The organism is Bradyrhizobium sp. USDA 10063 (genome assembly GCF_054063735.1).
The window spans coordinates 3922787-3937221 of sequence record NZ_JBSSGP010000002.1 but is presented as its reverse complement, the minus strand read 5'-3'; the positions used below and the strand labels follow the sequence as shown (position 1 = coordinate 3937221).

General features: G+C 62.7%; 5 protein-coding genes. All 5 read left to right on the top strand.

What is annotated here, in order from left to right; translation table 11 throughout:
• Positions 1 to 397 precede the first annotated feature (397 nt).
• Positions 398 to 1150 carry an STN domain-containing protein gene (locus tag ACVJGD_RS20560; protein ID WP_456640316.1) on the top strand — a complete coding sequence of 251 codons (753 nt, stop codon included), beginning with the start codon at positions 398 to 400 and terminating at the stop codon, positions 1148 to 1150.
• Positions 1125 to 1568, top strand: a complete 444-nt coding sequence (locus ACVJGD_RS20555; RefSeq protein ID WP_456636055.1) for an RNA polymerase sigma factor — start codon at positions 1125 to 1127, stop codon at positions 1566 to 1568. Before ACVJGD_RS20560 ends, ACVJGD_RS20555 begins: the two co-directional genes overlap by 26 nt.
• Before the next feature lie 100 nt (positions 1569 to 1668).
• Positions 1669 to 2679: a FecR family protein gene (locus tag ACVJGD_RS20550; protein WP_456636054.1), complete on the top strand. Its 1011-nt coding sequence runs from the start codon at positions 1669 to 1671 to the stop codon at positions 2677 to 2679.
• Between the two features lie 152 nt (positions 2680 to 2831).
• Positions 2832 to 5804, top strand: a complete 2973-nt coding sequence (locus ACVJGD_RS20545) for a two-partner secretion domain-containing protein (protein WP_456636053.1) — start codon at positions 2832 to 2834, stop codon at positions 5802 to 5804.
• A gap of 136 nt (positions 5805 to 5940) precedes the next feature.
• Positions 5941 to 14016 (top strand): filamentous haemagglutinin family protein, encoded by an 8076-nt coding sequence (locus ACVJGD_RS20540; RefSeq protein WP_456640315.1) that lies wholly within the window; start codon positions 5941 to 5943, stop codon positions 14014 to 14016.
• Positions 14017 to 14435 lie beyond the last annotated feature (419 nt).

Sequence of the window (14435 nt, the reverse complement as noted above, 5' to 3'; positions counted from 1 at the left end):
CGTGCGACGTTTTTCTTGATCGGACGTCGCACGGCTGGATTGCCGCGCGACTTTTCCTTTATTACTGCATCTTCTCCTTGCTTATGTATCTTCACCCCATTCGATACAGCGCGCAGATGCGATGGGACAGGTCGATTACGTGCTCGTCGTAGAATAGGATATTCGGGCGAGCAAAACGGACAATCTGTTCTGCCGGTCGCTGCAGGGTACCGCTTGCTGAGAGTCAAATTCATGTAAGCACAGCCTTCAGCGGGCTGGCGCGTGTCGTGAAACTGTAATATCGCGTCTTTAGTCTTGGCCGCATTCGTCGGCGTGGGGATTGATGTGCTGGCGTTCAACTTGAATCGTCAGCAGCCAGTGTCTTTCCGAAGCTTCTACTGCTGAACGGGCAGTGAAAATGCTTCGAGCGGCTGATACTGCCGTTAGGTCATACCGCAATTTGCAGCGTTGCTGGTTCAGCTACGTCGCCCCTTGGGCTATTGGCCTTGCGCTGACCGGCATGATGCCGGCTGGACGACCGGTTCTGGCGCAGTCAGCCGGAGCCGAGACAGTCATCGATTTCTCGATCCCGCCGCAGCCGCTTGCCTCGGCGCTCAGCGGTTACGGCGATGCCACGGGAAATGAGGCGCTTTATGAAGGCGGTCTCGCGGACGGGCGAATCTCGGCCGACGTGCAAGGGCGCCTCACGCCAACCGAGGCTTTGCAGCGGCTCCTGGCAGGGACCGGCCTCGTTGCCCGCTTCGTTGCCGACGGCACCTTCATCCTCGCGCCCACGCCCGAGCTGCGATCGAAGCAAGCGACGCCGGCTGCGCATCGTCGCTATCATGCGCTTATCCAGGAAGATGTGCTCGACGCCTTGTGCCGGCTGCGCGAAGCGCGGCCCAGCCATTACCGCCTTGTCACCGTGTTCTGGATTGGGCAAAGCGGCGCTGTTGAAGATCTCTTGCGTGTCGGCACGTCGGGAAGCGCGAGCACCGATCAACTGATCGACCAGACATTGCGCGGACTGAAATTCAGGGAGCCGCCGCCAGCGGATTTCGTGCAGCCGGTTCGCCTGCTGTTCGTGCCGCAAGGTCCTGGCGTGAATTCGGGCTGCGCAGCCGCAGACGCTCGCCTGCACGCTCATGACCCAACGCCTGGGCTCGGCTGACCTCGCCGGGGAGGCCATGCACGATACGTGGTTGCGGCTGGCGCGACTGGAGCCGGTCGGTGTTGTCCAGCGGCCTGAGCATTATCTTTTTCGAGCCGCCTTGAATGCGGCGGATGATCGACGCCGGCGCGAGAAGCGTCACAGCCGCAACGTCGAGCTGGATAGCGCTTTGGAGATACGAGACGAACAGCCGACGGCGGAGGAGGAGTTGATCGCCCGGTCGGAGCTTGCAGCATTCAACACGATCATGGCAGAACTTCCGCCGCGTCGGCGCGCCATTTTTCTGGCGGCGCGTGTCGGCAACGTCCCTCGCCAGGTCATTGCCGACCAAATGAGGATTTCGCGACGGCTGGTCGCCAGAGAGCTGATGCTGGCGCACAAGCATTGTCTGTCGCGCTGGAAAGAATTGATGGAATAGCGTTGCTCTTTCGGTTTTCCAGAATCGTCTTAGTAGTAAGGGCTATGAAGATTACGAGCCGTATCCTTGGGCGTCGGGCGGATAGAAGCGCGGAAGTGCGATGAGCAAAGAGCGTGGCCAAGGGCCGGATCTCAGCCGCATCGAGCATGAAGCCGTCGGTTGGGTCCAAAAGGTCGCGTCTGGAGAAGCGACGCCGGAGCAATTGCAGGCGGCGCTGGGCTGGCGTGCGCAGAGCCCGCTTCATGCCAAGGCCTATGAGGACGCGGAACGCGTCTGGAACAGGATGAGTGTGGTTGGCCGTGCGCAGCACGGCCGTGACATGGACTTCGTGGGGCCCTTGAAGGAGTTCGGGCAGCGTAAGGCGGCGATGACCCGTCGCATGATGCTGGGTGGCGGCGCGGCCGCGATTGGAGCAGCGGCCATTTACGGCGTGATGAATCCACCGCTTGGCCTGTGGCCATCGCTTTCGGAGCTGCGGGCTGATTTTCGCACCGGCACCGGCCAGCAACGGACGATCCGCTTCGTTGAGGCCGTTGCGATCGACCTGAATACACAGACGAGTCTCGCGGTCCGTCCGGCGACCGCGCGGGAGGATTGCATCGAGTTGATTGCCGGGGAAGCATCGTTTGCGACGCAGGGGCGTCTGGCACGGTCACTGGCTGTGTTTGCCGCAAGCGGCAAGACGGTGAGCGATTCTGGCCGGTTTGACGTCCGGTACATTGCGACCAGCGATCATGCCGCGGTCAGCGTGACTTGTTTCGAGGGCCAATTGCGGATCGAATTCCGGAATGATGTCGCTGAGCTTCGCCCGGGACAACGGGCCCGGTATGACGGCGCCGGCCTGAGCGAGATCGGCACGGTCGATCTGGCCGTCGAATCGGAATGGCGGCGGGGCATTGTCGAGTTCCGCAGCACACCGCTTGCGGATGCAGTCGAGGAAATGAACCGATACCGGCCGGGCCGCATCATCCTCGTGAACCCCGCCCTCGGGCGAAGGCTGCTCAGCGGCCGTTTCCGGATCGACCAGATGGAGCGGGCATTGCTGCAGCTGGAGCACACTTTTCAGGCGAAGCTTCAACGCCTTCCAGGCGGAATCATCCTGCTCAGCTGACCACTATAGAATTTTTTTAAGAATTTCTTCTCCGACGTTGCTCAACCTGCGGGGTCACTCAGTCTCCCTCAATGAGAGCCAATTTTTGCCGGGGCGGCAGCGTCATCACGCTGCTGCGTCGGTCGTCCATTGTCGGCTGAAGGAACCACCCGATGTCCCCCCTAACAGCAATTTCCTCCATCGATACAGCACGTTGCAGGACTCGTTACGCCGCCCTTCTCGCCGGAGTGAGTATTGCGGCACTCTTCCTGTCCAACCCACATGCGGCGGCTCGTCCCCTGGGCGGTTCGGCGCCGACCCCGTCTGCGGCGGCAATCGCCGCAGCACAATCGGCGGCACAGGAAGCAGCACAAGCGGCGCAGTCCGCCGGCAATTCGCTGAACCGCGCGGCGCTGGCGATCCAGGCGCAGCGGGCCGCTCAGCAGGCGGCGCGAGACGCGGCAAGGGCGGCGCTGCAGGCGATGCCGGATGGCGTGCCGAACGGTCTGCGGCCGGGCGGTTTGCGGATTGGGATCGGCGTCGTCGGCGCCGACGGCAGCGTAAACCAGAACCTGTGGAGAGGTGCGGACCTTCCGACCGAGTTTGCCAATGGCGATCGCGTCAACGTCGCCATCAAGCAACGCGAGCAGAGGGCGATCTTGACCTGGGACAGCTTCAATGTGGGCGGCCGGACGGATCTGCGCTTCGACCAGCAGGGCAACCGCGACTGGGTCGCGCTGAACCGCGTCCTCAGTGCGCACGCGCGGCCGAGCCAGATCCTCGGCAACATCAAGGCCGACGGCTCGGTCTATGTCATCAACCAGAACGGAATCATCTTCGGCGGCGGCTCCCAGGTGAATGTCGGCACGCTGATCGCTTCGACCGCCAATATCACCAACGATCAGTTTCTGAACAGCGGCATCTATTCGACGAAGGAGCAGAACAGCCCTTATCAGCCAAGTTTCATCGATGCCGGTGGCTTGATCAAGGTGGAGGCGGGCGCACAGATCAATACCCATGCGCCGCAAAAGGCGGAGCAGGGCGGCGGTTTTGTGCTTTTCCTGGGCACGGAGGTCGACAATGCGGGATCGATCTCGACGCCGAAAGGGCAAACGCAGTTTGCTGCCGGCGACAACTTCATCCTCAGGCCTGGCTACGGCACCGACGCGAACCAGTCTTCGACCACGAACGGCAATGAGATCGTACCGCTCCTGAATGGCTCGGGCGCAAGCGGGCTGGTGCGGAATTCCGGGGTCGTTTTCAGCCAGCAGGGCGATATCACGCTCGCGGGGCGCGCCATCGAGCAGAATGGCCTCTTGATCTCGACTACTTCGGTCGACACGCGCGGTACGATCCATCTTGTGAACTCGGTGTCAGATACGAAAGGCGGCGTTATCCTCGGTGCTGGCAGCGTGACGACGATCCTGCCGGAGCTGACAAGCGATGCCACCGCGCTGAATGGCAAGCGTGATGCGCTGATCAAGGCCTCGGGTGAACTCCCGCACCGTCCGATCGCGAACGCGCAGTTCGACAATCTCTCCACCATGGACGACCGGCTCGACCAGTCGCGCATGGAAATCGTCACCGGCGGCAGTGTCGTGTTCAAGGGCGGTTCGATCACCCAGGCGCAAGGCGGGCAGATCGTGGTGGAGGCGCCAAAGGCGCGCATCTTCGCCGAAAGCAACGCCATGCTGGATGTGTCCGGCACGCGCGGTGTTCTGCTGCCGATGTCTGCCAACAACATCGAGGTCAACATCCAGGGTAATGAGCTGCGCGACTCGCCGGTAAATCGCGAAAGCAGCAGCCTGAAGAACGCCGATGTCTGGATCGATCTGCGCGATCTCGTTCTGGTACCGGGCGGGACCGGTGGCTATGAGAGCGACCGCTATTACACGCCGGGCGGGTTGTTGGAGGTCTCTGGATATCTCGGCAACGTCGCGCACAAGATCGGCGAGTGGACGGCCGTCGGCGGCACCATCACGCTCTCCGCCAAGGAGGTCGTCGCGCAACAGCACTCGATCTTCGACATCTCCGGCGGCTCGGTCACCTACGAAGGCGGCTATATCACGAACTCGAACTTCCTCGGCGCCGACGGCCGCACGTACAACATCAACGACGCGCGCGGAGATATGCAGTTCTTCGGTCTGGGTGAGGGCTTCATCCGCGCTCACGAGCATTGGAACGTCAAGGAGGTATGGGCCAGCCCGTTCGGCAAGGGCCGCACGAGCCGCCGCTGGGAGGACGGCTACACGGTTGGCCGCGATGCCGGTCATCTGGTGCTGTCGACGCCGACCGCGGTCTTCGAAGGCGACATCCTCGCCGACGTGGTCGCGGGCGAGCGGCAAACCGGCAAACGGCCCTCGGGCGTGAGCGACGGCTACAAGCTCGGCCAGAACGTGGTCGCGCAGGCTGGTTCGCTCGAACTTGGAAAATATTCGCTGACCGAAGGTCGCGACGCCTATGTGACCAAGGTGATCCTCGGCCAGATTTTGCCGAGCGCGAACACGGTCAGGCCGGGCGACAGCCTGCCGTCCGATCGCGTCAACACCGCCTGGTTCGACGCCGCGCATCTGAATGCGCAGGGATTGGGCGGCCTTCAGATCAGGACGCGCGACAGCATCACGGTCGATGCGCCGCTCGCGCTGGCGGACGGCGGCGCACTGTCCTTCACCGCGCCGGTCATCGACTTCAAGGCCGGTGTCACCGCCCATGGGGGCAGCATCAGCACGAACAATGTGCTGCAGCGAACGAATACGGTGCTGACACTGGATGGCCTCGCCGCCGTCACCTTGCATGCGGGCGTCACGCTCGATGCGAGCGGACTGTGGAGCAACGGTCTCCTGGATCGGACAACGCTGCGGCTCGCGTCTATCGATGGCGGATCTGTCTCGCTGCAATCGTCGCAAAGCGTCATCGTGGAATCCGGCAGCATGATCGACGTGTCGTCGGGCGCTGCGATCCTTGGTGGACGGAAAGACCAAGGGCGGCAAGGGCGGCGATGTTACCGTCGAAGCCAATGTTTATGTAGGTTCGTCCAGCATAACTGTGGGCAGGTTGGTGCTCGATGGCGAGCTGCGCGGCTATGGGGTGGAAGGCGGCGGCAAGCTCAGCATCGGGGGAGCATCCGTGCTCATCGCCAACAATGACGTTGCGCTTGAAGCCGGGCAGATTCTCCTGAATCCCGACTTTTTCAAGAAGGGCTTCTCGCAGTACGAGATCAAGGGCAGCCTCATCAACAGCGGCAGTGTCACCGTCGCGGAAGGAACCGCGGTCGATGTGGAGATGCCGGTCTACCGCTTCACAGACGCGGCCTATGCCACGGCCAGCGACGCTGATCCCGCCACTGCGCTGGAAATCTGGACGCCGCCGCTCTATGTCGAAAACATCAAGAACAGCACTTTCGTTCAGCGTAAAGGCGCTAGCGTCGCGCTCAGCGACGTTGGAGAGTTTACTCTCGGGACGGGCTCGCTGATCGAGGTCGATTCAGGCCAGTCCATTGCCATTTCGGCGCTCGGGCAAGTCACGATCGACGGACGGCTCAACGCCTGGGGCGGTGCAATCAGCATCAAAAACGGCACAGGCGCAAACGCGGGCAGTGTTTTTGTGCCGGGACTCTCGATTTGGATCGGCAGCAACGCGGTGCTTGATGTCGCCGCGCGCGCGGTCATCGGGGTTGATCGCCTCGGGCGGCCGTATGCGCTCGTTCCGAATGGCGGCACGATCAAGATCGGTGCTGGCTCCCTCACGCCGAACGCGAACGGCCTCCTGGATTCGCTCACGCCGGCCTTTGTGATCATACGGCCGGGCGCCGTTCTCGACGCGTCAGGCGCGAGCGCCACGATCGACCTCGCAGCCGGTGGCAACCCGCTTACGGGCTCTGATGTCAGGACGTTGGCCAGCAATGGGGGCGCGATTGCGCTGGCATCCACTACTGGGCTTGTGCTGGATGGCAAGATGCGCGCCGCAGCAGGCGGTGCCGGGGCGGCAGGCGGCAGCCTCAATCTGATCCTTGAATCGACATTCCAGCTTGAGTCGTCGCTCGATGTGATCAGGCAGCCGCGCATTCTCACCATTACGCAGGCGCGCCAGCCGTCGTCGCTGCCGGCCGATCTTCGGCCCGGCGAACACCATGCCGCGCTGGGCTACACCAAGGCACGACTGAGTGCTGAGCAGGTTGAGGCAGGCGGCTTCAGCGATCTGTCGCTCTGGAGCTCCGACATCATCGCCTTCGAAGGCGATGTCTCACTTCATCTCGACCGGAGCCTCACCCTGCAGCGCGGAGTTATTTCCGTGGCGGATACGACGCCGCAGGCGCAGGTCGTCCTCGCCGCGCCAGTCGTCCGCTTGGAGGGCGCGGTGCGGCGTGAAATCAGCGGCGCTGGAGGTATCAATCCCACCCTTCGAAACGTCTCGGCGGGAAGCTGGCGGCCGGGTACGACGAATGGCGGCCGGCTGACGGTGGACGCGGACCTGATCGACATCGGCAATTGGGTCCGGTTTGGCGCGTCCGACATGTATGACATCGCCTTCCGCCCGGGTGCGTACCCCCAAACCATTACCGTTCCGATCGAGGTGCCGGGCTTCGCGGACATTCATCTCGTAAGCCATGGCGACATCCGTTTCCGAGAGGGCTCGCTTGCCACCGCGGGCAATCTGGCACTGACTGCGACACAGATTTATCCCGTCACCGGGGCCAGCGCGACGATCCTTGCGGGGGCTATGCCGGACAACTCATCGGGAATCATGCCGCGCCCGGATAGCGTTCTCGCCATCCGCAGCAATGGCAAAACCGCTGAACTGCCCTCGTCCGTTTTTGGTTCGCTCGGGCTTATTGCAGGCATCATCGAGCAGGATGGCGTCCTGCGCGCGCCGCTCGGCACCATTCGTTTCGGCGGTTCGGTGGGCCAGGCGGGCTTCTTCCAATACCAGAGCGGTGGTCACGTCACTCTAGGTGACGGCAGCATAACCTCGGTCAGCGCCGCGGGTCTTGTGGTGCCCTATGGTGGCACGGTTGATGGAATCAAATACGTCTACAATGGCCGGGAATTGACGCTTCCCGACCTGATGGTTCTCAAAGCCATGGGCCAGATCGAGATCGTGTCGGATAGGTTTGAGGCAGCGCCCAGCGCGGTGCTCGATCTTACCGGCGGTGGCGAACTGGCTGGCGCGGGCTTCATGGCTGGCCGCGGCGGCTCGGTCGATGTCCTCAAGACGCCGCTGTTGAGCGCCAATCCCGCCTTCAGTTACAGCGCGGCAGGCAACAAGGTCTATGCCATCATACCCGGTTACGCCTCGGGTTATGCGCCAATCGTCCAGGAAAAGGGAGCAGGCGATCCGGCTATCGGCCAGCAGATCACCATTCCGTCGGGCATTCCCGGACTTCCGGCCGGCACCTACACCTTGCTGCCGTCAACCTATGCACTCATGCCCGGCGCCTATCGCGTCGAGATCGGCGGCAGCCTGCCGCGCGAGAACGGCGCGGTTCCGCTTGGCAACGGCTCCTATGTTGCAAGCGCCCATCTCGGCGTCGCCAATACGGCGATCCGCTCCGTCTTGCCGAACCAGATCATAGTCACGCCCGAAAAGACGGTGCGCACGCATTCCCAGTACAACGCGGCGAGCTACAGCACCTTCGCGCTGGAGACCGCAGCCCGCTTCGGCACCACCCGAGCGCGGCTGGCCGTCGACGGCAAGCAACTCGTGCTTTCCTTCGAGGAGGCCGGCGACGTCCTCGACTTCAAGGGCACCGCGCGGTTCGCACCGGGCGAAGGCGGCTATGCCGGCACCCTGCTGGTCCAGAGCATCAAGCCGCTGGAAATCAAGGCATCCGGCGCTGCCGCCACGACGGGCATGGCGTCGCTCGATGCGGAAGACATATCGCGCTTCAACGCCGGAACTCTGCTCGTCGGAACGGAGTATTGGGCAAACCGGGGCTTTATCACTCTTCAACAAAACAGTTTCGGTAGCAGCGATGCGATCACGGTGCGGTCTGGCGCCGTGCTTGAGGCGGGTCAGATCCTCTTGGCAGGCAATGCGGTTTTGGTCGAAGACGGAGCTGTCCTCGACACGACCCGCAGCGTCTTTGCGGTACCCGACTCCACCCTTGGTTATGTCTTTGCGAACGGCAACTCTCCAGATAACGTGCCATTCGGTTCTGTGCTTGTGGTCGCGAACGGATGGTTCAATCTGTTGCCGGCGGTGGTTCCGAAGAATGCGCGGCCGAGCACATTGACGGTGGCAGACGGCGCCATCCTGCGCACCCGCGGGACCATCGGATTTATCGCCGCCGATCAACTCTCGCTTGGACAAGCGCAGCTCAACACACGCTATCTCGCATTGAGTCTGCCGGCCGTTAACGTGGGAACGGAAGCTTCCCTTGCCGCCGCGGAAGCGGCGGGTGTGCTCGGTACCGGCTGGAATCTGACGCAGACAACGCTGGATCGCCTGCTCAATCCTGTGACAACGAATCTTGCCGCACTCGAGCGGCTGTCGATCTCGGTGCGTGATGCGATCAAGTTCTATGGCGATGTCACGCTCGATGCGCGCAGTCGTGCCGGCGGTTCGGCGGAGACCATGGTGGTGCTCAATACGCCGGCGATCTACGGTTGGGGCGATGGTACATCCGCCATCCTCGCTGCCGACACGCTGATCTGGAACGGTGTCGCAAGCGGCGACGGGTCAGTGCAGAATCCTTTTGCCAGCCTGAAGCCGCCGACCGTACAGCCGAACGGCGCCGGCACCGGATCCGGCCGGCTTGCCTTCCAGGCGCGCGAGATCCATTTTGGTTATGATCCGCTGGCGCGCAGCCAGAGCAGCGCCGAGCTTGAACGGCTGGCTCTCGGCTTCTCCAGCGTGAACCTCGAGGCCAGCGAGAAGGTCACCGCCAACAATCGCGGAAGCGTGTCGTTCTATCACACCGGTGCCGATGCGGCATCCTATGGCGGCGGCAATCTCACCATCTCGACGCCGCTCTTCACTGCCGACAGCGGCGCCATGATCGACATCCGCGCCGGCGGCTCGATCACGGTCAACGCCGGGGGCAAGACCATCGATCCATCAACGCGCGGCGATCTCGGCGGCGAGATACGCCTGCAGGGCGCCGCCATCGCGCTCGACACGACGGTCGCTCTGCCGAGCGGGCGCCTGGTCATGACGGCGCAGAACGACATCGTGCTCGGCAACGGCGCGCTCATCGATCTCGCCGGCCGCGCGGTCTCCTTTTACGAGGTGACGAAATACAGTTGGGGCGGGACGCTGGGAATGGAGAGCCGCGCTGGAAGCATCATCCAGGCTGCGGGCTCGCTCATCGATGTATCGGCCAGCAACAACGACGCGGGGGCGATCAAGGCGTCCGCAGTCGGCGGCACGGCAACATTCGGCGGCACATTGCGCGGCGGGAGCAGCGGCGGCTCCAGCGCGGGCAGTTTTTCGCTTGCTGCGAACACCATCGCCGATTTCGCTAGCCTCAATACCAAGCTCAACGCAAGCGGCTTCTTCGGCGTACGTAGCTTCACCACCAAGAGCGGTGATCTTATCATCGGCGATGAGGTAAAAGCGCGCATCGTCAATATTTCGGCCGATGGCGGTAGCTTGGTTGTAAACGGCAGGATCGATGCGAGCGGTGAGAAGGTTGGCACTATCCGCCTTTCGGCGCGCGACAATCTCACGCTGACATCGAATGCTGTTCTCGACACGCATGGCAGCGTGTTGCAGACCGATAGCTACGGCGCGGCGATCGATGCCTCCAATCGCGGTTCGATCGAACTGACAGCGAGGAACGGCGCCATCACGCTGGCGGGCGGCTCGACGATCGACATGCGCTCGGCGGATGGCGTGTTCCGCGGCAGGCTTGAGATCAACGCGCCACGTGTAGGCGCGGACGGGATCGCGATCAACGCGGCGAGCCGTGTCAACATTCTCGGCGCGGGCAGTATCGCCGTGGATGGTTTCCGCAACTACACGCCTTTGGACGGTGTTATCAATCAGGCCTATCTTGATGGCATCCATGCCGACAGCCAGGCTTTCATCGACGCAGCAAGTGTGAATGGCGCGTTGCAGGCGCAGCTTGCCGGGCTGAAAGCCTATGGTTCTGCCTTCCATCTGCGCCCTGGTGTGGAGATCACGAGCGAAGGCGATCTTGTGACAAGCGGCGATCTCGATCTCTCGGGTTACCGCTACGGCGCTGCGGCCGACGCCAACATTCGCGGTTCAGGTGAGCCCGGTGTGCTCGTCGTGCGCGCCGGCGGAAATTTCACGGTCAACGGCAGCATCAATGACGGCTTTGCGCCGCCGCCACCCACGCAGGACGACTACAACTGGGCAGACGGCCGTGCGGGACGCTTGTGGGCGGTGTCGGAGATGCTTGCGCCAGGGTCCTTGTCATGGTCCATGCGTTTCATTTCGGGGGCCGATCTCGGCGCGAGCGATACGCGGGCGGTCAAGCCCATCCATTCGCTCGGCCAGGGCGGCGACCTCGTGCTCGATGATCGGCACAGTGCCGGAGATTGGATCCTGGAAGTGATGAGTGTGGTGCGTACCGGCACCGGCTATCTCGATCTCATCGCCGGCGGCGATTACCGGCATGCCTCTCTCTTTGGCGTCTACACCGCCGGCACGGCTTTGGCCGAAACGCAAAACTATGCTGGCCTGTGGCTCACCGAAGGCGGAGGCGACGTGCGCGTTGAGGCCGGCGGCACCATGACCGGCTACAACTATATGTCCGACCTGAACACGAACCAGAGTCGCATCAATGAATGGCTGCGCTGGCAGGATGGCGTGTGGGGCATCAATTTCGGCGCCTACGTTCCAGATTCCTGGGGGCTGAATCAACTCGTGGGCTTTTCCGGCATCGGCGCGCTGGGTGGCGGCAATGTGAATGTGATCGCAGGCGGCGACGCCGGCATCATGACGCCGCAGATTTCGGAAATTAGCCCGATCAACACCCTGTTCGAAACCAGGGCCAGCGCTCTGGTTGTCGCAATCGGCGGCAGCGGCTACCTCGATGCCAATGGTGTGCTGCGGCAGACGGGCGGCGGCGATCTCGTGATGAATATCGGCGGCCGCCTGAATACGGCGCCGCTCTACTATGCGAACAACCCGGGTGGAGGCACGCTCGTCAATGTCCGGGGCGACGTGTCGGTCACCGCCTCCGCCATTGGCCTCGTGAGCGAAATGAATTACGGCACTCCGCTGGGCTATGTCGATCCGCGGCCGATCGATCCCATACGCCCGTATGACTACTACCCCGATAGCGGTCTGTACCTGGCGCTGGGCGACAGCCGCGCCACGATCAACACGCGCGGCGACCTCGTCATCCTGTACGCCACCGATCCTGGCCTACCTGATCCGGCTGCTTCTCGTGGTCTTCTGCCGTCCACTGGTGGATCTGGCTTCTCGCTGTGGACCAACCGCACCGCCCTGGACCTCTTCTCGGCGGGAGGATCGGTCGCGCCCATCACATCCTACGACTCAAGGGGCCCGAACGACTATTACAGCTATTACACCGGGCGCCCGTATCCACCGGCTCTCGGCGTCGTGGCCGCCGGTGGTGATGTGCTGGTGTTTGGCCAGGCAAATCTGACGCCTTTGCCGAACGCGCGGCTTGATCTGTTGGCGCGCGATTCGATCCATTACGGCTACAATCCCAGCTACCCAGAGGGCAATTATCTCTCCATCTTGGGAGACGGCGCGGATCACAATCCGATGCGTTTCTATGCGGTGCACGGGGATATCACCAATTTCCACGTCGGATATATTCAACAACCTACATTCGACCTGCCGGTGACCCTCTACATCGGCGGACCGGTGTGGATGCGTGCCGGGCGTGACATCATCGCTGCCGGTGGGGTCGACGATCCCAATAGCGATTGGCGTGACGAGGCCGGGGGCGGCGGGCTGATCATCCACAGCCGTGACGATGATATCTCGGTCATCCAGGCCGGCCGCGACATCATCTATGCGAACTTGCAGGTATCAGGTCCCGGTGTGCTCGCGCTCACCGCAGGCCGCCACATCTATCAGGCCGATCAAGGCAGGCTGCAAAGCATCGCCCCTGCCGTGCCTGGCGATACGCGCCCCGGCGCCTCGATCGTTCTGCAAGCAGGTGCGGGTAGCAGCGGGCCGGACTACGCCCCGCTGATACGCTATCTCGATCCGGCCAATCTTGCGATGTCAGGCACGCCGCTCGCCGAGCAGCCGGGCAAGGTGGCCAAGACCTATGAGAAGGAACTTGTTGCCTGGTTGAAAGAGCAGCGCGGCTTTGCCGGCAAGGATGAGGACGCGCTGAGCTATTTCCAGACCTTGCCGCGCGATTTGCAGGCGGTGTTCCTGCGCAACGTCTTCTACAACGAGCTGCGCCAGAGCGGCATCGAATACAACGATGCGGAAAGTCCGCGTCATGGCAGCTATCTGCGCGGTCGCCAGTCGATCGCGACGCTTTTCCCGGACAGGGACGCCAATGGCAACCCGATCCGCTATCAGGGTGATATCACGTTGTTCGGCGGCTCGGGGGTCACGACCGAATTCGGCGGCGACATCCAGTTGCTTGCACCGGGCGGCAAAGTGGTGTTGGGCGTGGAAGGCGAGGTTCCCCCGAGCACGGCAGGGCTGGTCACGCAAGGCAAGGGCAATATCGAAATCTACAGCAAGGGCTCGATCCTGCTTGGTCTCTCGCGCATCATGACCACCCTTGGCGGCGACATCCTCGGCTGGTCGGCGGAGGGCGACATCAACGCCGGCAACGGCTCGAAAACGACCGTGATCTACACGCCGACGCGACGCCGCTATGATCCCTATGGCCATGTGCTGCTCAGTCCGACTGTGCCATCGACCGGTGCAGGCATTGCCGCCATCGCGTCGGTGCCGGACATTCCGGCCGCCCGTGTCGACCTGATCGCGCCGCTGGGCACGATCGACGTGGGCGAAGCCGGCATCCGTTCCTCCGGAAAGGTCAACGTTGCCGCTCTGCAAATCGTCAACGCGGCGAACATCCAGGCGCAGGGCGGTGTCAGCGGCGTGCCGACTGTCCAGGCGCCGAATATCGGCGGCTTGACGCAGGCCTCGAACCTCGCCGGCGCGGCCCAACAGACCACCATGCCGACCCAGAACACTGCTTCCGGTCAGGCGTCGATCATCATCGTCGAGTTTCTCGGCTTTGGGGGCAGGTCGGGTGAGGACGAGCATCCGGCTGAGCCGAAAAACAACAACCGGCAAAGTCGCTTGAACTATGACTCCGACAGTACAGTCCGCGTTCTCGGCAATGGCCCGATCAGCGCGGAGCAGACCAGCCTTCTGACAGACGACGAGAAAAAACTCGTTGCCGAAGGTGAGCAACGGCGGAGGCGGGATCCGGCAAACTGAGGAAACATCGCAAGGACAGCCGCGCGCAGACATAACTCCGCACCGCCATCATGATGAGGTCGAGTTGGATTAGGCCAATTACACTGATCTTGAGGTCGTTTGGCAGCCTCACTCCTCGAACATGGGCATCGGATGGTTTGGGTGGCGTGCTCGCAAGGACTCTCGGGTCACCTCTGCAAGGGAGTCGGCGGTTACCGTGACCTGATCGCAAGGACTCGATTGCTGTACATAGCGAGCGGTAGGAGGAGATCGGGGCCTCCTTCGTTCCTTCCTCTAAACCCCGAGACGGATCGTGTCCCGTGGCGCGGTGTAACTGACGGCGGGCCACCGCCGAGCCGGGCACGGGATCCGGAGATTGTCGCCGAGCTTCAAACTCTGGCGAGTGCCTATCGCAGTCAGGCTGAAATCCTAAAGCAAAA